The 21,990-nt window shown below is 63.9% G+C and carries 18 protein-coding genes; 10 read left to right on the plus strand and 8 right to left on the minus strand.

Annotated elements, in window-relative coordinates; genetic code table 11:
* The first annotated feature begins 131 nt into the window (after window positions 1-131).
* From C5L14_RS21935 to C5L14_RS21945, 3 genes are all read left to right on the plus strand, one after another.
* On the plus strand, window positions 132-677 hold the full coding sequence (locus tag C5L14_RS21935) for a cytochrome b (protein ID WP_105864193.1): 546 nt from the start codon (window positions 132-134) through the stop codon (window positions 675-677).
* Between the two features lie 185 nt (window positions 678-862).
* Window positions 863-3,466: an ATP-dependent chaperone ClpB gene (clpB, locus tag C5L14_RS21940; protein ID WP_105864194.1), complete on the plus strand. Its 2,604-nt coding sequence runs from the start codon at window positions 863-865 to the stop codon at window positions 3,464-3,466.
* 195 nt (window positions 3,467-3,661) lie between these two features.
* Window positions 3,662-4,369, plus strand: coding sequence for a DUF899 family protein (locus C5L14_RS21945; RefSeq protein ID WP_105864195.1), 708 nt, complete (start codon window positions 3,662-3,664; stop codon window positions 4,367-4,369).
* A 77-nt stretch (window positions 4,370-4,446) separates the two neighbouring features.
* Here the strand turns inward: C5L14_RS21945 and C5L14_RS21950 are convergent, their stop codons facing one another.
* From C5L14_RS21950 to C5L14_RS21965, 4 genes are all read right to left on the minus strand, one after another.
* Window positions 4,447-5,499 (minus strand): ABC transporter substrate-binding protein, encoded by a 1,053-nt coding sequence (locus C5L14_RS21950; protein WP_105864196.1) that lies wholly within the window; start codon window positions 5,497-5,499, stop codon window positions 4,447-4,449.
* Between the two features lie 97 nt (window positions 5,500-5,596).
* The gene (locus tag C5L14_RS21955; protein WP_105864197.1) at window positions 5,597-6,391 is read right to left on the minus strand and encodes an ABC transporter permease; all 795 of its coding nucleotides are present in this window, start codon (window positions 6,389-6,391) and stop codon (window positions 5,597-5,599) included.
* 4 nt (window positions 6,392-6,395) lie between these two features.
* Window positions 6,396-7,250, minus strand: a complete 855-nt coding sequence (locus tag C5L14_RS21960) for an ABC transporter permease (RefSeq protein ID WP_105864198.1) — start codon at window positions 7,248-7,250, stop codon at window positions 6,396-6,398.
* A complete protein-coding gene (locus C5L14_RS21965; protein WP_105864199.1) occupies window positions 7,247-8,314 on the minus strand; it encodes an ABC transporter ATP-binding protein in 1,068 nt (355 codons plus the stop codon). Before C5L14_RS21965 ends, C5L14_RS21960 begins: the two co-directional genes overlap by 4 nt.
* A gap of 181 nt (window positions 8,315-8,495) precedes the next feature.
* On the opposite strand from C5L14_RS21965, the gene C5L14_RS21970 reads away from it, so the two are divergent.
* Both C5L14_RS21970 and C5L14_RS21975 read left to right on the plus strand, forming a co-directional pair.
* Window positions 8,496-9,329 (plus strand): IclR family transcriptional regulator, encoded by an 834-nt coding sequence (locus tag C5L14_RS21970; RefSeq protein WP_105864200.1) that lies wholly within the window; start codon window positions 8,496-8,498, stop codon window positions 9,327-9,329.
* A 58-nt stretch (window positions 9,330-9,387) separates the two neighbouring features.
* Window positions 9,388-10,680, plus strand: coding sequence for an NAD(P)/FAD-dependent oxidoreductase (locus tag C5L14_RS21975; RefSeq protein ID WP_105864201.1), 1,293 nt, complete (start codon window positions 9,388-9,390; stop codon window positions 10,678-10,680).
* A 26-nt stretch (window positions 10,681-10,706) separates the two neighbouring features.
* Here the strand turns inward: C5L14_RS21975 and C5L14_RS21980 are convergent, their stop codons facing one another.
* A complete protein-coding gene (locus tag C5L14_RS21980) occupies window positions 10,707-12,035 on the minus strand; it encodes an MFS transporter (protein ID WP_105864202.1) in 1,329 nt (442 codons plus the stop codon).
* 171 nt (window positions 12,036-12,206) lie between these two features.
* Here C5L14_RS21980 and cyoA point away from each other — a divergent pair, with 171 nt between their 5' ends.
* From cyoA to C5L14_RS22005, 5 genes are read left to right on the plus strand one after another with little or no spacing between them, the layout of a single operon-like run.
* The gene (gene cyoA / locus C5L14_RS21985; RefSeq protein WP_105864203.1) at window positions 12,207-13,400 is read left to right on the plus strand and encodes a ubiquinol oxidase subunit II; all 1,194 of its coding nucleotides are present in this window, start codon (window positions 12,207-12,209) and stop codon (window positions 13,398-13,400) included.
* 30 nt (window positions 13,401-13,430) lie between these two features.
* Window positions 13,431-15,440: a cytochrome o ubiquinol oxidase subunit I gene (gene cyoB / locus C5L14_RS21990; protein ID WP_105864204.1), complete on the plus strand. Its 2,010-nt coding sequence runs from the start codon at window positions 13,431-13,433 to the stop codon at window positions 15,438-15,440.
* A 17-nt stretch (window positions 15,441-15,457) separates the two neighbouring features.
* Window positions 15,458-16,084 (plus strand): cytochrome o ubiquinol oxidase subunit III, encoded by a 627-nt coding sequence (cyoC, locus tag C5L14_RS21995; RefSeq protein WP_428832646.1) that lies wholly within the window; start codon window positions 15,458-15,460, stop codon window positions 16,082-16,084.
* Window positions 16,081-16,458, plus strand: coding sequence for a cytochrome o ubiquinol oxidase subunit IV (gene cyoD, locus C5L14_RS22000; RefSeq protein ID WP_105864206.1), 378 nt, complete (start codon window positions 16,081-16,083; stop codon window positions 16,456-16,458). The genes cyoC and cyoD overlap by 4 nt, the downstream gene beginning before the upstream one ends.
* A gap of 10 nt (window positions 16,459-16,468) precedes the next feature.
* Window positions 16,469-17,200 carry an SURF1 family protein gene (locus tag C5L14_RS22005; protein WP_105864207.1) on the plus strand — a complete coding sequence of 244 codons (732 nt, stop codon included), beginning with the start codon at window positions 16,469-16,471 and terminating at the stop codon, window positions 17,198-17,200.
* 4 nt (window positions 17,201-17,204) lie between these two features.
* Here C5L14_RS22005 and C5L14_RS22010 read toward each other — a convergent pair whose 3' ends face one another.
* The 3 genes from C5L14_RS22010 to C5L14_RS22020 all read right to left on the minus strand — a co-directional run bounded on the left by C5L14_RS22010 (window position 17,205) and on the right by C5L14_RS22020 (window position 21,160).
* Window positions 17,205-17,747 carry a response regulator transcription factor gene (locus C5L14_RS22010; protein ID WP_105864208.1) on the minus strand — a complete coding sequence of 181 codons (543 nt, stop codon included), beginning with the start codon at window positions 17,745-17,747 and terminating at the stop codon, window positions 17,205-17,207.
* Window positions 17,728-19,023 (minus strand): ATP-binding protein, encoded by a 1,296-nt coding sequence (locus C5L14_RS22015; protein WP_105864209.1) that lies wholly within the window; start codon window positions 19,021-19,023, stop codon window positions 17,728-17,730. Before C5L14_RS22015 ends, C5L14_RS22010 begins: the two co-directional genes overlap by 20 nt.
* Window positions 19,024-19,219: 196 nt before the next feature.
* Window positions 19,220-21,160 (minus strand): M23 family metallopeptidase, encoded by a 1,941-nt coding sequence (locus tag C5L14_RS22020; RefSeq protein ID WP_105864210.1) that lies wholly within the window; start codon window positions 21,158-21,160, stop codon window positions 19,220-19,222.
* Window positions 21,161-21,990: the final 830 nt, after the last annotated feature.

Below are 21,990 nucleotides of genomic sequence, written 5' to 3' on the forward strand. Positions count from 1 at the left end.
TAGACGGGAGGGATGATCAAGGGCGGGCAGAAAAAATGGGCGGCGCAAAATTAATAGCCTTTAATGGTCAGTGCCATACAGCCGCCGCACTCTTGCACAGATTGGAATATATCTAATCTGGAGATCGAGAGATGCCTTCCGCGACCTATCGCCCCGTTCAGAAAGTGCTGCATTGGACGATCTTTCTGCTGGTGCTCGCCTGCTACGGCCTCACCTATAGTGGCCTTTTGTTCGCCAAGGGGGATCCCGGCCGGGCCCTGGCCTGGTGGAGCCACATCTCGCTGGGCCTCCTGCTGGCGACCTTGATTGCCGCCAGGCTCGTCGCTCGCCTGACGCTCGGCACCCCGCCATTGCCCTCCACGATGTCGGGCATGGAAATCGCGGCGGCGAAGGGAGCCCATTTCCTCCTCTATGCTCTGATGATCGGGATCGTCGGCCTGGGCATCGCCCTTGCCTGGCTGCGCGGCGATGCCCTGACCTTCTTCGGTCTGTTCACCATACCCGCCCCCATGGTGCCCGATCGTGATCTCGCTCATTGGGTTCAAGAGGTGCATGAGCTGTGCGCCGACGCGATCCTGGTGATGGCCGGTCTCCACGCCGCCGCGGCGCTCTGGCATCATTATGTCCGGGGCGACGATGTCCTGACACGCATGCTTCCGGTCCGCTCGGCACGGTAAATCCGGGCGGCGACACAACTCTCTTGGTCTCTTCCTTGATCTGGCTCAGACTCTTGTTTCAAAACCCCTTGTAGCTTTGTTCCGGCTCCCCCACATCATTCTCAGCGAATGCCTGCGGGGTTCGTAAATCTGTATGGCGCCTGGACGATGCTACGGGTCCCTGGGCGTGCTGGAAGGGATATGACATGAATTTTGAACGCTATACCGAACGGGCCAGGGGCTTCGTGCAGTCGGCGCAGTCGCTTGCCTTGCGCGAGGGGCATCAGCAGTTCGCTCCGGAACATCTCCTGAAGGTCCTGCTCGACGATCCCGAGGGATTGGCGGCCGGTTTGATCGACCGTTCCGGCGGCAATTCGCGCCAGGCGCTGAATGCCGTTGAGGCTGCCCTGAAAAAGCTGCCCAAGGTGCAGGGGACGGGCGCCGGCCAGGTCTATCTGACGCCGGGCCTCGCCCGCGTGTTCGAGGCGGCCGAGAAGGCGGCCGACAAGGCTTCCGACAGCTTCGTCACGGTCGAGCGGCTGTTGCTGGCGCTCGCTGTCGAGAAGGACACCGAGGCCGGTAAGGCGCTTGCGACTGCTGGCGTGACGCCGCAGAACCTCAACAAGGCGATCGAGGCCCTGCGCAAGGGACGCACCGCGGACAGCGCCACCGCCGAGAACGCCTATGACGCCCTGAAGAAATATGCCCGCGACCTCACCATCGATGCGCGCGAGGGCAAGCTCGACCCGGTGATCGGCCGCGACGAGGAGATCCGCCGCACCATCCAGGTGTTGTCGCGGCGCACCAAGAACAATCCGGTGCTGATCGGCGAGCCCGGCGTCGGCAAGACGGCGATCGTCGAAGGCCTGGCGCTGCGCATCGTCAATGGCGACGTGCCCGAGAGCCTCAAGGACAAGGCCCTGCTGGCGCTCGACATGGGCGCGCTGATCGCCGGCGCCAAATATCGCGGCGAGTTCGAGGAGCGCCTGAAGGCCGTCCTGAACGAGGTGACCTCGGCGGAGGGCGAGATCATCCTGTTCATCGACGAGATGCACACGCTGGTCGGCGCTGGCAAGGGGGAGGGGGCGATGGACGCTTCCAACCTCTTGAAGCCCGCTTTGGCGCGCGGCGAACTGCACTGTGTCGGCGCCACCACGCTCGACGAATATCGCAAGCATGTCGAGAAGGATCCGGCCCTGGCGCGGCGCTTCCAACCCGTCTTCGTCGAGGAGCCCACGGTGGAGGATACCATCTCCATCCTGCGCGGCCTGAAGGAGAAGTATGAGCAGCACCACAAGGTGCGCATCACCGACAGTGCCATCGTGGCGGCGGCGACGCTCTCCAATCGCTACATCACCGACCGCTTCCTGCCCGACAAGGCGATCGACCTCGTCGACGAGGCCGGCTCGCGGCTGCGCATGCAGGTGGATTCCAAGCCCGAGGAACTCGATGAGCTCGACAGGCGCATCGTCCAGCTCAAGATCGAGCAGGAAGCCCTCAAGCGCGAGAACGACGACGCCTCCAAGGACCGGCTGGCCAAGCTCGAAAAGGAACTGGCCGATCTGGAAGAGCGTTCGTCCGAACTCACCCAGCGCTGGAAGTCGGAGAAGGACAAGCTCGGCCGTGCTGCCGATCTCAAGGGCCAGCTCGACAAGGCCAAGAACGAACTGGCCGAGGCTCAGCGCCGCGGCGAGTATCAGCGTGCGGGCGAATTGACCTATGGCATCATTCCCAAGCTCGAAAAGGAGCTGGCGGAAGTCGAGGCGTCCGAGGACAAGAGGGCCAGCATGGTCGAGGAGGCCGTGACGGCCGATCATGTCGCACAGGTGGTCTCGCGCTGGACGGGCGTGCCCGTCGATAAGATGCTGGAGGGCGAGAAGGACAAGCTCCTGCGCATGGAGGACGTGCTGGCAACCCGCGTTGTCGGCCAGGGCGAGGCGGTTCAGGCGGTTTCGACCGCGGTCCGGCGTGCCCGCGCCGGCCTGCAGGACCCCAACCGTCCGATCGGTTCCTTCATCTTCCTGGGCCCCACGGGCGTGGGCAAGACGGAGCTGACCAAGGCCCTGGCGAGCTTCCTGTTCGACGACGACACCGCGATGATCCGTCTCGACATGTCCGAATATATGGAGAAGCATTCGGTGAGCCGGCTCATCGGGGCGCCTCCGGGCTATGTCGGCTATGACGAGGGCGGCGCCCTCACCGAAGCCGTGCGGCGCCGGCCCTACCAGGTCGTGCTGTTCGACGAGATCGAGAAGGCGCATCCCGATGTCTTCAACGTCCTCCTGCAGGTGCTTGACGATGGGCGTCTGACGGACGGGCAGGGGCGTACGGTCGACTTCCGCAACACCCTGATCATCATGACCTCCAATCTGGGCGCCGAATATCTGGTCAACCAGAAGGAGGGCGAGGATTCGGACAAGGTGCGTGAGGAGGTGATGGCGGTGGTGCGCAGCCACTTCCGGCCCGAGTTCCTCAACCGTGTCGACGAGATCATCCTGTTCCACCGCCTAAAGAAGGCGCAGATGGGCGCGATCGTCGATATCCAGATGGCCCGGCTGCAGAAGCTGCTCGACGAGCGCAAGATCACGCTGCATCTCGACGATGCCGCCAGGACCTATCTCGCCGACAAGGGCTACGACCCGGCCTATGGCGCGCGCCCGCTCAAGCGCACGATCCAGCGCCTGGTGCAGGATCCGCTGGCCGAGATGATCCTCTCCGGCAAGGTGAAAGATGGCTCGACCATCGAGATATCGGCCACCGGTTCGGGCCTGATCATCGGCGGCCAGGCGGTGAATGCCAGGGCGGCGTAAGGATTGCTTCGAGCAGAAACGAGAAAGCGGGCCTTCGGGCCCGCTTTTGCATGAGAAGGGCAGCAGGCCGAAACTGCCGTCAGACGGCCCCGTCCTGCGTGCCTAGCCTGAAAAAATGGAACCGGATTGTCGGGTCCGTGCGTTGTGAAACGTCCTTGGAGCGTAGCGCCATAAACGGCAACCCAGGAGGATCGCATGACCGCGAACACGAGCAGGCTGACGCCCGCCGCCGAACTGGCCGCCCTCAACAAAGCCCGCATCCCCAATGAAAGCGAGGACTATCGCCGCGCCCGGACCGCATTGCTCGCGGAGGAAATCGAACTTCGCCGCCATATCGAACGCGTGGCCGAAATGCGCCGCGCGCTGCCGCCGGGCGCGCCCGTGACGAAGGATTATGCCTTTGAGGGGGAGAACGGACCCGTGCGTTTCGCAGACCTGTTCGGGCGGCACGAAACCTTGATCGTCTACAACTTCATGTTCGGTCCGGAGCGCAAGCGCCCATGCCCGATGTGCACCGCCTTCCTCGGCGCGCTGGCGGCGAACGCCCAGGACATCCAGCAGCGGGCGGCGCTGGCGGTGATCGCCCGCGCTCCGATCGAGAGGCTCCTCGATTTCAAGCGCGAGCGCGGCTGGCGGAACCTGCCGCTCTATTGCGATACCACCGCCGAATTCGGCCGCGATTTCGGAACGTGGCGCCCGGATGGAGATTATCCGGGATACAACGTCTTTACCCGGCGGGACGGTTCGATCCGCCATTTCTGGGGCGGCGAAATGGGAGGCGAGACGGCCGATCCGGGCCAGGATCCGCGCGGTGCCCCCGACTTCACGCCGCTTTGGAACGTGCTCGACACCACGCCCGAGGGCCGGGATCCGCATTGGTATCCGAAGCTGGACTATGATTGACCGTTCGAGACCGTGGCCGTGAGGGCGATGACATTCACCCGTGCCGGCCCGGCCACGACGGGCCGGCGCATGCGGTGTCAGCGCTCGATGGTCTTGTTCCAGCGATTGTTCCACTCGGGCCGCTTGGCGTTGATGGCGTCCCAATCGAGCGTGATGACGGTCTTCATATAGCCGTTGAAGGCATCGAGCTTGGACTGGGCGACAGGGGTGGAGGCCTTGGTATTGGGGTTGGACGGGATGATGTTGCCGGCGTTCAGGGCCTTTGCCTGCGCGGCCGCCGACATCAGATAGGCGGCCAGCTTCTGCGACAGCGCCGGCTCCGAATTCTTGGCGGTGACGCATTGGGCGATCATCAGCAGCACCGAGCCTTCCTTGGGCTGGACATATTCGACCGGCAGGCCCTTGTCCTTCAGATTGCCGATCGCCGTCGGCGTCAGCGGGAAGATCGCGGCCTCGCCCGTCTGAACCATTTCCGACAATTTGGCCGAGCTGGGGATGAACTCCAGGACGTTGGGGGCGATGGCCTGTTTGACCTTGGCGAAGCCCGGCTCGACATTGCTCTCATTGCCGCCTTCGATGCGGTTCACCATCAGCAGGGCATGCAGGCCATAGGTCGAGGTGGCGGCGGACTGGAAGACGAGCTTGTCCTTGAATTTCGGGTCGGCCAGGTCGAGCCAGGAGGTCGGTGCCGGCCAGCCATTCTCGTCGAAGATCTTCTTGTTGTAGCCGATGCCGGTCATGCCCATGTCGACGCCGGCCGCCATGTCTCCCTTTATGCGGGCGCTAGGCGCGATTTCATTCAGCTCGGGCGAGGGCTGCAGTTTTTCGCACAGGCCCGAGGAGATCGCACGCATCATCACGCCGTCATCCAGGAAGATGAGGTGCATCTGCGGATTGTCCTTGGAGGCCGTCGCCTTGGCCAGGATATCGGTGGACGTGCCGGGCACGACGACGATCTTCACCCCGTTGGCCTTTTCGAAATCCGGAAAGACGGCTTCGGTGAAGGTCTTCTCGTAGGGGCCGCCATTCATGCCGACATACAGTGTCTTGTCCTGCGCCAGTGCAGCGGACGAAGCACCGATGGTCAGGGCAAGCGATGCGGCTGTTCCCGCCAGAAATCTCAAATTCATTCCAGTCCCTCTCGTGACGTGCAGGCCCAGATCGGTTTTCTGTTGCCGGCCTGGCGCGGACCTGCATCCCGCGTGGGCCGCCTTTTCGGAAGGCTGTTTACCCTTTGCCGATCAGCACCCTGTCGAGCCCGAAGGCGCGGTCGAGGATCAGCATGGCGCAGGCCGTCAGGGCGATCATCAAGGCCGAGACGGCCGCCATCATCGGGTCGATCGACTCCGTCGCGTACATGTACATGCGCACCGGCAGCGTAACGGTCGACGGGGAGGTGACGAAGATCGACATCGTCAATTCGTCGAAGCTGTTGATGAAGGCGAGCAGCCAGCCACCGGTGATGCCCGGCAGGATCAGCGGGGCCGTGACGCGGCGGAAAACCGTCCACTGCGAGGCGCCGAGCGTTCTTGCCGCCTGTTCGGCACTGCGGTCGAAGCCGGTCAGCGCCGACAGCACCAGCCGCAATACATAGGGCGTGACGATGATGGCATGGCTCAGCACCAGCCAGGCGAAACTGCCTTGCACGCCGAGCAGGGCAAACAGGCGCAGCAGGGCGACGCCGAGTACCAGGCTTGGAATGATCAGCGGCGACAGGAACAGCACATTGAGCGCATCGCGTCCAGGGAACGCGAAGCGGTCGATGGCCAGGCCCGCCGGCACCGAGAACACCACCGCGATGGTGGCCGAGAGCGTGGCGACCCAGATGCTGTTCCAGAACGAGGCGACGAAGTCGGGATGGGCGAACACGGCCTTGAACCAGCGCAGGGAGAAGCTCGTGGTCGGCAGGGTCAGGGTGTTCTCGGGGGTGAAGGCAACGATGCAGATCACCACCAGCGGTGCGAGGACGAAAGCCACGACGAGCGTATGGAAAATGAGGGCGAGGAGGCCGTTCTTCTGCATCGATCTACCCCAGAGCCCTTTTTGCCCGCGACTCGACGATGCGGTTGTAGGTCACCATGATTGCGAGATTGGCGACCAGCACGACGATGGCGATGGTGGCTCCCAGCGGCCAGTTCAGCTCCTGGAGATATTCGTCATAGACCAGGGTGGCCGCCATCTTGAGGCGGCGCCCGCCGAGAAGGCCGGGGATGGCGAAGGCGCTTGCCGACAGGCCGAAGACGATCAGGCTGCCGGAGAGGATGCCGATCGTCGCCTGTGGCATGACGATACGGCGGAAGCTGGTGAAGCGCGAGGCGCCGAGGGTGCGGGCCGCCGCCTCCACCATGGGATCGAGTTTCTGCAGCGCCGTCCAGACGGGGATCACCATGAAGGGCAGCATGACATGGACCAGCGCGATGACGATCGCCGTTTCCGTATAGAGCAGCCGTATCGGCCCCAGCCCCAGCAGTTGCAAGGCGGCGTTCACCAGGCCTGTCGGGCCGAGCAGCATACTCCAGCCAAAGGCCCGCACCACGACCGAGACCAGCAGCGGCCCGAGGATGACGAGAAGGAAGATGGAGCGCCAGGGTTCGCGCATGCGCGAAAGGATATAGGCCTCCGGCATGCCGATCAGCGCGCAGATCGCCGTCGTTATCGCGGCGATCTTCAGCGTTCGCCAGAAGATCCCGAGGTAATAAGGATCGGTGATCACCTTCAGATAATTGTCGAGGGTGAGGGAGTCCCCGATGCCGGTCGAATAGTCGTAGACGCGGAAGGAAAGCATGACCGTGAGGATCAGCGGCACGATCACCATCACGGTGAACAGCAGCAGGTTCGGGCCCGCGAGCAGCCAGGGCAGGGCTCCCTTGCGGCTGGTCATGGCGCGGCTCCGGGCGGGGGCGTTTCCTGCCTGGCGCTGGCGGCGTCCCAGCGCAGCGACACCGTGTCATGGGGACCCGCCGGCTCCTGTCCGTCGTTGGGAACGGAGACGGTCAGAGGCCCGGCCGGGGTGTCGACGTTGAAGAGCCAGTAGCTGCCGAGGAAGAAGCGCGAGGCGATGCGCCCGTCCACAACGCCTTCTCCCGGTTTGCCCAGCAGAATGCGTTCGGGACGAATTGTCAGGGTGATCGCCGCCCCGTCCCGGGCAGAGCCGGCCTGCGCCGGCAGTTCGGTTCCACCCGCCAGCGCAACGCCGAGGCCGCCGTCGGCGCGCCAGATCGCCTCGAGCCGGTTCATCTTCCCCACGAAGCCCGAAATGAACGGCGTCGCCGGGCGCTCATAGAGGCGGTAGGGGGGATCGACCTGCGTCATGCGGCCGGCCTCCATCACGACCACGCGGTCGCTGATCGAAAGGGCTTCGGCCTGGTCGTGGGTCACCATGATGGTCGTGGTTCCCACGCTCTGCTGGATGCGCCGCAACTCGAACTGCATCTCCTCCCGCAGCTTGGCGTCGAGATTGGACAGCGGTTCGTCCAGCAGCAGCACCGGCGGGCGGATGACCAGGGCACGCGCGATGGCGACGCGCTGGCGCTGGCCGCCCGACATCTGGCGCGGATAGCGGTCTGCAAGCCTGCCGAGTTGGACGAGATCGAGGGCCTCGGCGACGCGCTTGTCGCGCTCCCCCCGCGATATACCCCGCATTTCCAGCCCGAACGCCACGTTCTGGGCGGTCGTCATATGCGGAAAGAGAGCATAATTCTGGAACACGATACCAAGGCCGCGCTTCTCGGGCGCAAGGCCCGTGATGTCCCGGCCGTCCAGCACGATGCGTCCGCTCGTGGGTTCCACCAGCCCGGAGATCATCTGCAGCGTGGTGGTCTTGCCGCAGCCCGAGGGGCCGAGAAGCGAGATGAATTCACCCTTCTGGATCTCGAGGCTGACGTCGCTCACCACGGTCAGGGTGCCGTATCGCTTGGTCAGCGATGCCAAAGCCAGGAAACTCATCTCACCTCGCCCAGGATGGTGGCAGCCTTCGTATCGGTTGAATTGGCCAGATGGAAGCCCAGGGGGACTAGGCAGTCAACTTGAAATTCCATAGAATAGAATTCCAGTTTCTATAATTCCATTACACGGAATTTAGGTCAAAAAATTTATTGTAATATTCCATAGAGGATCGTTGTCGATCATGGCCCCAACTGACGACGGACCGGCTTCTGCCATACGAAAGGCCCTGGAACTCCTGCGCGTCGTTTCCAAGGCCGGTCCCGAGGGGCTGCGTCTCAAGGATATCGGCGAAGCCGCAGGCTGCGGGCAGTCGACGGCGCATCGCCTGCTCAAGGACCTGGTTGCCGAGGGCTTCGTCGAGCAGATCCCCGAGGGTAAGCGCTACCGGCCTTCGCTGGAGTTCTTCGTTCTGGCCGCGCAGGCGGGGGAAACCGATGGCTTGCGCAAACTGACCAGCCCGGTGCTGCTTCGATTGTCGGCCCGGCTCGGCGATACGGTCTTCCTGCTGGTGCGTACGGGGTTCGACGCCGTTTGCCTCGACCGGGTGGAAGGGCCGTTCCCCATCCGCTCCTTCACCGGCGATATCGGCGGAAAGGTACCGCTCGGCCTGGGGCAGGGCAGTCTCGCGCTGCTTGCCCATCTGCCCGAGCCTGAACAGGAGGCGGTCATCCGCTTCAACATGCCGCGACTGCTTGACCGCGGCTTCATGGATGAAGCCTCGCTGCGGCAGGAGATCGTTCGGGCCCGCGAGCAGGGCTGGGTCAACCTGAATTCGGGCCTGATCCCCGGCATGGCCGGCGTGGGTGTCCCGGTTTTCGACGCGCGCGGCCGCGCGGTGGCGGCGCTCAGCGTCGGCACCCTGGCCGATCGGCTGAAGGACAGCAGGCTGCCCAGTGTCGTCAAGATCATGAAGGCCGAAGCGGATGAACTCAGCCAGCAAATCAACCCCTTCGACGCCACCCTGCGCCATCCCTGGCGGAGCCTGGCTCATGCAAGGCCGCCCAAGGCTGAATGAGGCAGGTGCCGTCCATGCCTTGCTGACGATCTGAGATGCCGACCGACTGGAGAGCGCGATGGCGCGTTTGACCTATCCGAACTATCCCGCCCGTTGTGGGTGGAATGTCATGCTGCCGCCGCGCCAGGCCAGGCCTGCGCTGGAGGGGCCGATGTCGGTGCCTTATGCGGTGATCGGTGCGGGCTATACGGGCATCGCCGCGGCGTGGCGGCTGGCCGAGCTCGCTCCCGGCGCCGAGATCGCGCTGCTGGAGGCGAGCGTGGTAGGAGAGGGGTCCTCGGCCCGCAATTCCGGTTTTCTCGGCCGGCGTGTCATGCCCAAGGAGCCCGGCGACAGGGCGGCAGAGCGGGCACGAATCCAATCGCGCTTCCAGGCCGAAGGCTTCGATTGGCTGGAGGAGCGTATCCGGACTTGCGGTATCGACTGCAATCTCACGCGGGCGGGTTATATCCGGGCGGCCGCGACCGAACAGGGGCAAGCGGTCGTGCGGGCGGCTCTGGAGGTGGCCCGGAGCAATGCCCTCGGGCACGAGCTTCTGTCGCGAGCCGACCTCGAGCGCCGGATCGGCACGGCCTATTACGGCATGGGCCTTTATCTGGAGGATAGTTACCTGCTCCAGCCCGCCGCGCTGGTCCGCGGCTTGGCGGACGCGCTGCCTTCGCAAGTGATCCTTTACGAGAATACCCCGGTGCTGAGCCTGCGCAGGGATGGCAAATGGCGGATCGAGACACCCGGCGGCATCGTGCTTGCCGACACCATCGTGCTCGCCACCAATGGCTTCATCACCAGGTTTGGCTATCTGAAATCGCGTCTGGTGACGATCTACACCTATGCCGCCGTCACCGAGGCGTTGCCCGATGCGGATCGGCAGTGGGCCGGCGAGGATACCGACTGGGGCGTGCTCCCGTCGCACCGGCTGGGCACGACGCTGCGCCGTGTCGGTGCCGACAGACTGATGGTGCGCAGTCTTTATGCCTATGAGGGCGAACTCGAAACCACTCAGGTTACAAGGGCCTTGCGGCAACGCTTCGAGCGGCGCTGGCCTGCCCTCAGCCACGTGCCGTTCGACTATGTCTGGGGCGGCACGACGGCCCTGACGATGAATGGTTCGCCCTGGTGGGGCCGGATCGACGAGAACGCCTATGCCTCGGGCGGCTGCAATGGCGGCGGCATCGTCAAGGGCGTGCTGCTGGGCAAATATCTGGCCCAGCTCATTGCCGGCCAGGGCGATCCGGGCGAACTCATAGGCTCACTCGGCCTTGCCAATTGGATCGCCCCCGAGCCCTTCCGCACCGTCGGCTTCCATGTCGCCTCCGCCTATGGGCAGCGCAAGGCCGGCATGGAAATGTAGGCGCGGTACCGCAAGTCGGCCTGCCCTCAGTCCTTCGAATCCTGCGTGCCTCTGCGGATGCTTTCGAGATTGATCCACAGCGCGATCAGCGTGCAGACCGCGCCCGAGAGCAGATACACGCCCGAGGACGCCAGGCCGAACCAAGCGGCCAGCGCCAGGGCGACGAAGGGGGCAAAGCCCGCGCCGAACAGCCAAGCCAGATCCGAGGTCAGGGCCGCGCCGGTATAGCGATAGTGGATCGGGAAGTTCATGTTCACCGCGCCTGAAGCCTGGCCGAAGGTCAGACCGAGGAGGATGAAGCCGCCGATCATGTAGATGAGTTCGCCCGTCTGGCCACCATTGAGCAATTGCGGCGCATAGCCCGAATAGATGGCGATCGCCATGGCGCAGACCGCGATCAGATTGCGCCGGCCGAAGCGGTCTGCAATCGGGCCCGAGGCGACGATGGCGGCGAGACCGAACAGGGCGCTGAAGATCTCGATGATCAGGAACTGCACCACGCTCTCATTGGTCTCCAACACCACCCAGGCGAGCGGGAACACCGTGACCATGTGGAACAGGGCGAAGCTCGCCAGCGGCGCGAAGGAGCCGATGATGATCGTGCGCCCCTGGGCCGCGACCGTCTCCGCGATCGGCTTGGGCTGCAATTCCTGGCTCTGGAACATCTCGGCATATTCGGGCGTGGCGACGATGCGCAGCCGCGAGAACAGCGCCACCACATTGATGGCGAAGGCCACGAAGAAGGGATAGCGCCAGCCCCAGTCGATGAAATCCGCCGGGCCGAGGGTGGTGTAGAAGAAGGCGAACAGGCCGCTGGCGACGATCAGCCCGAGCGGGGCGCCGAGCTGCGGGATCATGGCCCACCAGCCGCGCTGGCCCTCCGGGGCATTCAGGCTGAGCAAGGCCGGCAGGCCGTCCCAGCTGCCGCCGAGCGCGATGCCCTGGCCGATGCGCAGCAGCGCCAGCAGGACGCCGGCCCAGGCGCCGATGGTGCCGTGATTGGGAAGGAAGGCGATCGCCGCGGTGGAGCCGCCAAGCAGGAAGAGCGCGATGGTCAACTTGACCTCGCGGCCGTAATGCCGGTCGAACAGGGTGAACAGCGCCGAGCCGAAGGGACGCGCGAGGAAGGCGAGGGCGAAGATCGCGAAGGAGTAGAGCATGCCCGTCAGCGCATCGAGATGCGGGAAGGCGAGCTTGGGAAACACCAGCACCGAGGCAATGGCATAGACGAAGAAGTCGAAATATTCCGACGTCCGGCCGATGATCACGCCGATGGCGATCTCGCTCGGCGTGATGGTGTGACGCTTGGCGCCGTGCTGGCCCCCGGCCGGATGCATGGAAGTCGTGGTGCTCATCGTCCCTCGGCTTTCTCCAAAGACCCTAGCCCGCTCGACGGAAGCCGTGCAGTATGAAGGTCCCTTGCGTACCTATTGCCGTCTTCACGATGATATTGTCATTGGACAAAATGTCCAATGGGCAGCCTGAAACCGGAGGCGTATCGGCACGACATGCGAATGCTATCCCGAATGCCGTCCTTTAGCTCCGTCCGCTTGCGCAAGCTCGCCCGCCTGGCCATGGCCCTGCCCCTGGCGGGCCTGCTGGCGGGGTGCAATGCCGTGGTACTCAGCCCCTCCGGCGACATCGCTGCCCAGCAGCGCGACCTCCTGGTGTTCTCCACCGTGCTGATGCTGGTGATCATCCTCCCGGTGATGGCGCTGACGGTGCTGTTCGCCTGGCGCTATCGCCAGTCCAACAAGACGGCGCGCTACGAGCCGGATTGGGACCATTCGACTCAGCTCGAGCTGGTGATCTGGGCGGCGCCGCTGCTGATCATCATCATCCTCGGGGCGATCACCTGGACGGGAACGCATCTGCTCGATCCCTATCGCCCGCTCGAACGCGTGGCGGCGGGCCGGCCGGTCACCAAGGATGTCAAGCCTCTGGAGGTCCAGGTCGTCGCGCTCGACTGGAAATGGCTATTCATCTACCCCGAATATAATGTGGCCAGCGTCAACGAGATGGCGGCGCCCGTCGACCGGCCGATCAATTTCAAGATCACCGCCTCGGCCGTGATGAACTCCTTCTATGTGCCGGCGCTGGCGGGCATGATCTATGCCATGCCGGGGATGGAGACCAAGCTGCATGCGGTGATCAACAAGCCCGGTGATTACGAGGGCATCTCCTCCAACTACAGTGGCGCCGGCTTCTCGGGCATGCGTTTCCGCTTTCACGGCCTCGATCAGGCCGGTTTCGACCAGTGGATCGCCAAGGCGAAGGCCGGCGACGCCGGCGCGCTCGACCGGCCGGCCTATCTCGCTCTGGAGAAGCCGAGCCAGAACGTGCCCGTGCGCTACTATACTTCGGTGGCGCCGGACCTCTACCGCGCCATCCTGAATCTGTGCGTCGATCCCAACAAGCCCGACCAGATGTGCATGGACAAGATGATGGCGATCGATGCCAAAGGCGGTCTGGGCAAGGAGGGCATCAACAATGTCCGCCCGCTGCTCTACGACAAATATGCCCGTCGCGGCGCGGTGCTCGGCCCGGAACCCTATTACGTTTCCGATTATTGCGAGGTGCCGCGGCCCGGCGCGCTCGATGCCTGGAAGAGCGGCGTTTCGGCGCTGAGCCCCAAGCCCGCCGGCCTCACCGGGGTCAGCCTGGCGATCCCGCCGGCCTCCCTCCAGCCGCCGCAGCTTTCCGCTGCGCAGCCCGGCTAAGTGCAACCTCATTCACGAGCGGTTTTTGCCATGTCTTCTGAAACGGTTGCGGTGAGCCCGATTTTCGGTCGGTTTACGCTTGAAGCCATCCCCTATCACGAACCGATCCTGGTCGCGACCTTCGTGGCGGTCGCCATCGGCGGCATCGGCCTCCTCGGCGCGCTCACCTATTTCCGCGTCTGGGGCTATCTGTGGCGCGAATGGTTCACCAGTGTCGACCATAAGCGCATCGGCGTGATGTATATCGTGCTGGCGCTGGTCATGCTGCTGCGCGGCTTTGCCGATGCGATCATGATGCGCCTGCAGCAGGCGATCGCCTTCGGCGGGTCCGAGGGCTATCTGCCGCCCCATCACTACGACCAGATCTTCACGGCGCACGGCGTCATCATGATCTTCTTCGTGGCGATGCCCTTCGTCACCGGCTTCATGAATTTCGTGGTGCCGCTGCAGATCGGCGCGCGCGACGTCTCCTTCCCCTTCCTCAACAATTTCTCGTTCTGGATGACGGCGGCCGGCGCGGCCATCGTGATGATGTCGCTGTTCGTCGGGGAATTCGCCAAGACGGGTTGGCTCGCCTATCCGCCGCTCTCGGGCATCGCCTATAGTCCGGATGTCGGGGTCGACTATTACATATGGGGCCTGCAGGTCGCGGGCGTGGGCACGCTGTTATCGGGCGTCAACCTGATCGCCACCATCGTCAAGCTGCGTGCGCCTGGCATGACGATGATGCGCATGCCCGTCTTCACCTGGACGGCGCTGTGCACCAACGTGCTGATCGTCGCCGCCTTCCCGGTGCTGACGGCCGTGCTGGCCCTGCTGTCGCTCGACCGCTATGTCGGCACCAACTTCTTCACCAACGACCTCGGCGGCAATCCGATGATGTATGTGAACCTCATCTGGATCTGGGGCCATCCGGAGGTCTACATCCTCATCCTGCCGGCCTTCGGCATCTTCTCGGAAGTGACGGCCGCCTTCTGCGGCAAGCGCCTGTTCGGCTACACCTCGATGGTCTACGCCACGGTGGTGATCACCATCCTGTCCTACCTGGTCTGGCTGCATCACTTCTTCACCATGGGCTCGGGCGCCAGCGTCAACTCCTTCTTCGGCATCACCACCATGGTGATCTCGATCCCGACCGGCGCGAAGATCTTCAACTGGCTCTTCACCATGTATCGCGGCCGCATCCGCTTCGAGCTGCCGATGATGTGGACGGTCGCCTTCATGCTCACCTTCGTGATCGGCGGCATGACGGGCGTGCTCCTGGCCGTGCCGCCGGCCGATTTCGTGCTGCATAATTCGCTGTTCCTGATCGCCCATTTCCACAATGTGATCATCGGCGGCGTGTTGTTCGGCATGTTCGCCGGCGTCAACTACTGGTTCCCCAAGGTCTTCGGCTTCCGGCTCGATCCGTTCTGGGGCAAGATCTCGTTCTGGTGCTGGGTGGTCGGCTTCTGGGTCGCCTTCATGCCGCTCTATGTCCTCGGCCTGATGGGCGTGACCCGCCGCGTCAGCCATTTCGAGGATCCGTCGCTGCAGATCTGGTTCGTGATCGCCGCCTGCGGCGCCGCGATCATCGCCGTCGGCATCGCCGCCATGCTGATGCAATTCTTCGTCAGCTTCCGCAAGCGCGAAGAACTCAAGGACGTCACGGGCGATCCCTGGGACGCCCGCACGCTGGAATGGTCGACCTCCTCGCCGCCGCCGGCCTACAATTTCGCCTTCACCCCGGTGGTGCATGATCTCGACGCCTGGGCGGACATGAAGCGCCGCGGCTACAAGCGCCCGCTGGAAGGCTACAAGCCCATCCACATGCCCAAGAATACCGGGGCGGGCATCGTCCTGGCCGGGCTGAGCGCTGTCTGCGCCGTCGCGCTGATTTGGTATGTCTGGTGGCTCGCCATCGCCAGCTTCGTCGCTTTGCTGGCCGCGGTCATCATCCATACCTTCAACTACAACCGCGACTTCCACATCCCCGCCGAGGAGGTGGCCACCGCCGAGAATGCCCGCACCCGCCTGCTGGCGGCGGCAGGAGAACGCTGATGTCGCAGACCATCCTGATGCCGCAGACCGAGAGCGAAGACAGCCGGGCGCCGGTCTTCCATCTGCCGGAAGAACCGCATCATCCGGAAGGGTCGAGCACCATGCTCGGCTTCTGGATCTATCTGATGAGCGACTGCCTCATCTTTGCGATCCTGTTCGCCACCTATGGGGTGCTCGGCGGCAATTACGCCGCCGGTCCCGCCCCGAAGGATCTGTTCGATCTCAATCTGGTGGCATTGAACACGTCGATGCTGCTGCTCTCCTCCATCACCTATGGCTTTGCCATGATCTCGATGCAGGAGAACAAGGTCGGCTCGACCCAGGCCTGGCTCCTGGTCACCGCTTTGTTCGGCATGGCCTTCGTCGGCATCGAACTCTACGAGTTCTCGCACATGATCCATGAGGGGGCGACGCCGCAGCGCAGCGGCTTCCTCTCCGCCTTCTACACGCTGGTCTCCACGCACGGCCTGCATGTTTCCACCGGCATCCTCTGGCTGTTCACCCTGATGGCGCAGGTCGCCCGCTACGGCCTGACCTCGGCGAACCGCCGCCGTCTCATGTGCCTGAGCCTGTTCTGGCACTTCCTGGACGTCATCTGGATCGGCGTCTTCACCTATGTCTATCTGATGGGGATGCTGCGATGAGCGCCCACACCCACCAAGACTCCCATCACGACGAGCACGGCTCCTCGCATGGTTCGCGCAAGAGCTATCTGATCGGCTTCGGCCTTTCGGTGGTGCTGACCTTCATCCCGTTCTGGCTGGTGATGACGGGCGCACTCGAATCCAAGGTCGCGACCTCGCTGATCGTGATCTCGCTGGCGGTGATCCAGATCGTCGTGCACATGGTCTATTTCCTGCACATGGACGCCAAGTCCGAGGGCGGCTGGAACCTGATGGCCCTGATCTTCACCATCGTGCTGGTGGTGATCACGCTGACGGGTTCGCTGTGGGTGATGTATCACCTCGTCAACAACATGATGCCGATCTCGGCACATGACATGCGCAACATGCCGTGAGCCCGATACGATGACCGCGCCGGGTGGCCGGCCGGACCGGCTACCACGTTTGCGGCGTGGTTTCACCGTCATGGTGGTGGCGCTCATCGTCGCCTTTGCGGGTTTTTGTGCTCTTGGTGTGTGGCAGGTCCAGCGTCTCGGCTGGAAGCTCGACCTGATCGCCCGCATCGACGCCCGTATCCATGCCGAGCCCGCGCCGCCGCCCGGCCCGGAAGCATGGCCCGCCATCGCCGCCGACAAGGACGCCTACCGCCGTATCCGGCTGGCGGGCGAATTCCTCGACCGCCCGCCCGTCTTCGTGCAGGCGACCACGGCCCGCGGGGCCGGCTACTGGACATTGTCACCCCTGAAGACCGGGCAGGGCTTCACGGTGCTGGTCAATCGCGGCTTCGTGCTGCCGGAAGAACGCGCCAAGGTCGGCAATGCCGCCGGGCCGGCCGCGGTGACCGGGCTGCTGCGGCTCAGCGAACCCAAGGGCGCCTTCCTGCGCAGCAACGATGCCGGAGCCGATCGCTGGTATTCGCGCGATGTGGCTGAAATCGCCGCTGCCCGCGGCCTCGGCGCCGTCGCTCCCTATTTCATCGACGCCGAGCGCAGGCAGCCCGGCGAAATTCCGACCGGCGGCATGACGGTGGTCGATCTGCCGAACAACCATCTGATCTACGCGCTGACATGGTTCGCCCTCGCTCTCATGACGCTTGGCGGTCTGGTCTATACCGTGCGCGAGAGAAGAGCGGGATAATTCCTCATTTCAGGCGCCGTTTCTCCAGCTTGCGCGCCAGGGTGCGCCGGTGCATGCCGAGGCGGCGCGCGGTTTCGGATATGTTGAATTCCGTCTCCACCAGCGTCTCGTGAATGCGCTCCCATTCGAGATTCTTGATCGAGGTCGGGGTCTGCGTGGTCGGCACGCTGGTGTCACCGTCGCTGCGCTGGAAGGCCGCCTCGATGTCGTCGGTGTTGGAGGGCTTGGCCAAATAGTGGCAGGCCCCCAGCTTGATCGCCTCGACGGCGGTGGCGATCGAGGCAAAGCCCGTCAGCACCACGATCTTCATGGCGGCGTCGTGGCCATGCAGCGCCTTCACGCATTCGAGCCCCGAGCCGCCCGCAAGCTTGAGGTCGACAACGGCAAAGCCCGGCGCGTGATTGTCGACCAAAGCCTGCATCGGCTCGAGGCCTGCGGCGACCTCGACGGCATAACCGCGCCGCTCGAAGGATTTGCGCAAGGTCCGGGCGAAGGTCGCGTCGTCCTCGACGATGATGAGGCGGCGTTCAGCCGGGGAGGGAGGCATCGGTTACTCCTTCGGGCGACAGCGTCGCCATCGGCAGGGTCAATTCGACCAGCGCGCCGCCGTTCAGCAGATTCTTGGCCGTAACGGTGCCGCCCAGCTTGCGGGCGACATTGACGACCAGGAAAAGGCCGAGCCCGCTGCCCGGCCGATTCTTGCTGGAATTATAGGGTTTGCCGAGCTGATCCAGTATGTCCTTGCCGAAACCCGGCCCTGCGTCGGTGACAGAGAGCGTGAGCCGGTCCCCGCGCCGCTCCAGGGCGATGCCCACCCAATTGGGCGAGGCTTCGAGTGCATTGTCGAAGAGGTTGAACACCACCTGCTTGAGGGCATCGTCCGAAACGATGGAGACATCGGTGCCGAAAGTGTTGTTGTAATCGAGGCGTGCGGGGGATCGGCTGGCTCGCCATTCCTCCACGAGCTCGTCGAAGAAGTTGATCACGCTCGTCCGCCGCGTACCTTCGCCGCGTACTTCGCCCGATGACATCAGGATACCGGTGACGATCGTCTTGCAGCGGTCGAGCTGGCCGCGCATTTCGGCGAGTTCGGCCGCGATCTCCTCGTCCTGACTGAACATCTCCATGCGTTGCCAGTCGCTCAGAATCACCGAGAGCGTCGCCAGCGGCGTGCCGAGCTCATGGGCGGCGCCGGAGGCGAGCAACCCCATGCGGACGATGTGATCCTCCTCGGCCGACTGCTGGCGAAGGCTGGCCAGATGCGCGTCGCGGGCACGCAGGTTGCGGTTGATGCGGGTGACGAAGAACACCAGCAGGATTGCCGCCAGCACGAAGCAGATGAAGGTGCCCTGGACATGCAGGTCGGCGAGATCCGCGCTGTTCTGTGGCGGTATCGGCAAGGGGCGGTTGAAGGTCGCCAGGCCGACGAAGCAGGCGCTGGTGGCTGCCAGTAGCGTCCAGGTCGACCAGGCCTCCAGCAGGACACCGCCGATGATGACCTGCAGGAGGTAGAGATAGATGAAGGGGTTGGAGGCGCCGCCGCTGAGATAGAGCTGCACGGTGAGCGCGGCGACATCGAGCATGAGCTCGAGAAAGAGCTCGGTATTGCCCACCAGGCCCTGGCTGCGCAGCCGGACCAGGCCGACGACGTTGAGCGCCACCAGGAAGCCGATCACCACGGCCATCTCGAACAGCGGCAGGGGGATGCCGAGGACGAGGTCGACGAACAGGATGGTGATCACCTGCCCGATCACGGCGAGCCAGCGCAGCTGGATCAGCAAGGCAAGGTTTTTCTGGTCGGTGGTGTCCCGTATGGCGGTCATGACGATTTACTAGAGCGTTTTCCAGAAGAGTTGATAGATTTTTCGCTTAAGAAAACGCGCCAAAACAGGGCGTTGGAGAAAAATGACGAGTCGAAGAAAAGTCATTTTCTCTAACCTGTCTCGCCTTCGGGTGGCAGCGGCGTCGGCGAAATAACGCGGCTGGCAATCCCGGGCACTTGCCGACGCCTACTCGGCCTCAGCTCTTGTTGGTGCCGGTTGCGATTTCGGCGACGGGAGCCTTGCTCATCAGGGCGTTGATGCGGTCGCGCTCGGCCTTGAAGGAGGCGAGTAGATCGCCATTGAGCTCGCGCCCCTGGGGCAGCTTGATGCGCATCGGATCGACGAAGCTGCCGTTGATCTTCACTTCGTAGTGGATGTGCGGGCCGGTCGCCAGACCCGACTGGCCGAGATAGCCGATGACCTGGCCCATCTTGACCTTGGCGCCGACGCCCGTGCCCGAGGCGAAGCTGTTCATGTGCGAGTAGGTCGACAGATAGCCGTTGGCGTGCTGGATCTCGATGTGGCGGCCATAACCGTTGGTCCAGCCGGACTTGACGATGGTGCCGTTGCCGGTGGCCAGGATCGGCGTGCCGACGCGGTCGGCCCAGTCAACGCCGGTGTGCATCTTGTAATAGCCGAGGATCGGGTGGCGGCGCATGCCGAAGGTGGAGCGCATCTCGCCGCCATTGATCGGCTTGCGGGTCAGGAATTTGCGCGCCGACTTGCCGTCCTCGTCGTAATAGTCGACCTGGCCGTCGTCGGGACTGGCGAAATGATAGTAGCGCTTGAGCTCGCCATTCACGGTCAACGCGGTATAGAGGATGTCGCCGACCGGGTTGCCGGCATCGTCCTGCTCGTAGAAAAGCTCGAAGTTGTCGCCCGGCCGGGTATGGCGGGTGAGATCGACATCATAGGCATAGACGCGCAGCAGGCGCTCGATCATTTCCTTGGGTACCTGCTGCTTCAGGGCCGTCTCATAGATGGAATAATAGAGGCGAATGCCGGTGCCGCTGTCGCCTTCGTCCTCGTCGTCACCACCCTGATTGTCCTGGGCGTTGGCGGCAATGTCGGTCGAGTTGGGATCCTGCACGGAAACATAGCCGCCGGTGTCGGCGAGTACCACAGTGCCAAGATGCTTGTCGGCATTGTAGACCGACAGGCGTACAGGCCGGGAATGGGCGTCCTCTTCCCCTCCCGGGGCGACCAGGACCCTCAGGCGCAGCCCGCCATGCAGCTTGCCGGCATCACCGAGCGCCTTGGCGATGTCCTGGACCTCCTGCGGGGTTGCGCCCAGGCGTCCCAAAATGGCGGCGAGCGTGTCCTTGTCCTCCACCGTGATGGTCTGCTCGCGGGACGAGACCTCGGGCGCCGTCTTGGTGATATTGGTGAAGTTCTCGGGCACGATGGTGATCTTCAGCGCCGAGTCCGGATCGGTCTGCACGTCGGTCTCGCGCAATGCCGTCAGGTCCGCGCTCTCGGCGCGGTCATCGTCGGCAGCGAGCGCCACGAATTGAGGGGGGATGATCGCTGCCGAGGGATCGCCGCCCTGGCTCTGCGCCCGCACCAGAGCGAGTACCTGCTCGTCGGGCAGTTGGGGGCCGGAGGTCGGCTGGAAGTTCACGCCCACCAGGTCGCGGCTGGCCACGGTTACCTCGCCGTCGTCGGGCGCCTGTTCGACATGGGCAGTGGCCGGCGCCAGGGCCGCATCCGGATCGGCGGAAAGAGCCTGGGGATTATAGGGCGGCACCTGGGAGGCGAGCGGCCCGGAAGCGATCTGCAGGCTGGCGAGCACGCGGGCGAAGGGCTTGACCTTGATGACGTCCTTGTCGCCCACTTTGGTGGTGGTAGAGACGCGGATGACCTGATGCGCCTCCATCGTATCGGTCTGGATCAGGATGCGATCGGTCTTCTGCGTGGAGGTCTGGGCCTCGCTCTCGCGCACGACGGCGGGGGCGATCTGCGGGGCATGGCCCACGCTGTATTCGCCGTCCAGCGCGGCGTAGACGGCTCCGCCCATGAGGCCGGCACCGCACAGGCCGGTGAGGACCGTTCCCGTCAGCCAGCGGATCGAGACTTTGCGCCGGTCGGGCGCGCGCCCGCCATCCGCCGAAAGCGGCGCCTGCGTTCCGGGATCCACGATCCCGTACCGATCCTGCCGCCTGTCTCTATAGGTCGTCCGTGGTGACAAATTCGATCGTTCCGCCAGAAATACGCTGAACCCAAAACGCCGAGGCGTGAGGCGGGGCGCAAGGTTGGTAGGAAGTTGCCCTTTCCTCGGGGGCGGACCGTGCCCTAGCCGGGCGCGCCGGTCAATTCCAGATCCATCTTAACCCCTGATCAATTGGGCCGATTTGGGGCGGTGCAGGACAATTCTGCGAATTCCGGGCGCAATTTCCAGTCGGAGGGCGGCTCGATCGGGGGAAAAGACAGGGCCGAGGGCGGGGCATCATAGCTCGCGCGCGAAAGCGACGCCTGGCCGAAAGCGAGGCAGGAACCGCTGTGTGTAGAAGGCAAGCGGGCTCCCGACCGGAGGAGATGGCGGTCGGGGCTTGAAATATCCGCCCCGAATATCCACGTATCGGCAATGAGTTAGCGAAGGTTGCCCGGGAGCTCTCCACAGGCTCTCAAAAAAAGCGTCACGCAACCGTCAAAAAAATGAAATCGGCTGTTGACGGGCGGAAAGAGCCCCTCTATACAGCAGCCATCGACGGACGGCGCTGCCGCGAATGAGCGGCGGGGCTGATTTGTTGCCTCTTCTGCTTAAGATCGCAAGGTTCTGAACCTGGTGAAAGCTGGGGCGATGAGGCGTCTGGAAGATTGAACGGGTTCAGCTCGTTCCGGCTATTTGACAATTGCATCGGAAGAAAGAGAAGCGTAGGCGACGATGTCCTTGCGGATGCTGATTGAGAGATCGGCGTCGAAAGAGACAACGGTGTCCTATGTATCAAGAGCCACCAGGCTTGATCA

The organism is Labrys okinawensis (assembly GCF_002982075.1).
Classification (GTDB): domain Bacteria; phylum Pseudomonadota; class Alphaproteobacteria; order Rhizobiales; family Labraceae; genus Labrys; species Labrys okinawensis_A.

What these genes read in the sequence shown, in the direction of transcription:
- C5L14_RS21935 (WP_105864193.1), top strand. Translation starts at nt 132, where the DNA reads ATGCCTTCCGCGACCTATCGCCCCGTTCAGAAAGTGCTGCATTGGACG.
- clpB (WP_105864194.1), top strand. Translation starts at nt 863, where the DNA reads ATGAATTTTGAACGCTATACCGAACGGGCCAGGGGCTTCGTGCAGTCG.
- C5L14_RS21945 (WP_105864195.1), top strand. Translation starts at nt 3,662, where the DNA reads ATGACCGCGAACACGAGCAGGCTGACGCCCGCCGCCGAACTGGCCGCC.
- C5L14_RS21950 (WP_105864196.1), bottom strand. Translation starts at nt 5,499, where the DNA reads ATGAATTTGAGATTTCTGGCGGGAACAGCCGCATCGCTTGCCCTGACC.
- C5L14_RS21955 (WP_105864197.1), bottom strand. Translation starts at nt 6,391, where the DNA reads ATGCAGAAGAACGGCCTCCTCGCCCTCATTTTCCATACGCTCGTCGTG.
- C5L14_RS21960 (WP_105864198.1), bottom strand. Translation starts at nt 7,250, where the DNA reads ATGACCAGCCGCAAGGGAGCCCTGCCCTGGCTGCTCGCGGGCCCGAAC.
- C5L14_RS21965 (WP_105864199.1), bottom strand. Translation starts at nt 8,314, where the DNA reads ATGAGTTTCCTGGCTTTGGCATCGCTGACCAAGCGATACGGCACCCTG.
- C5L14_RS21970 (WP_105864200.1), top strand. Translation starts at nt 8,496, where the DNA reads ATGGCCCCAACTGACGACGGACCGGCTTCTGCCATACGAAAGGCCCTG.
- C5L14_RS21975 (WP_105864201.1), top strand. Translation starts at nt 9,388, where the DNA reads ATGGCGCGTTTGACCTATCCGAACTATCCCGCCCGTTGTGGGTGGAAT.
- C5L14_RS21980 (WP_105864202.1), bottom strand. Translation starts at nt 12,035, where the DNA reads ATGAGCACCACGACTTCCATGCATCCGGCCGGGGGCCAGCACGGCGCC.
- cyoA (WP_105864203.1), top strand. Translation starts at nt 12,207, where the DNA reads ATGCCGTCCTTTAGCTCCGTCCGCTTGCGCAAGCTCGCCCGCCTGGCC.
- cyoB (WP_105864204.1), top strand. Translation starts at nt 13,431, where the DNA reads ATGTCTTCTGAAACGGTTGCGGTGAGCCCGATTTTCGGTCGGTTTACG.
- cyoC (WP_428832646.1), top strand. Translation starts at nt 15,458, where the DNA reads ATGCCGCAGACCGAGAGCGAAGACAGCCGGGCGCCGGTCTTCCATCTG.
- cyoD (WP_105864206.1), top strand. Translation starts at nt 16,081, where the DNA reads ATGAGCGCCCACACCCACCAAGACTCCCATCACGACGAGCACGGCTCC.
- C5L14_RS22005 (WP_105864207.1), top strand. Translation starts at nt 16,469, where the DNA reads ATGACCGCGCCGGGTGGCCGGCCGGACCGGCTACCACGTTTGCGGCGT.
- C5L14_RS22010 (WP_105864208.1), bottom strand. Translation starts at nt 17,747, where the DNA reads ATGCCTCCCTCCCCGGCTGAACGCCGCCTCATCATCGTCGAGGACGAC.
- C5L14_RS22015 (WP_105864209.1), bottom strand. Translation starts at nt 19,023, where the DNA reads ATGACCGCCATACGGGACACCACCGACCAGAAAAACCTTGCCTTGCTG.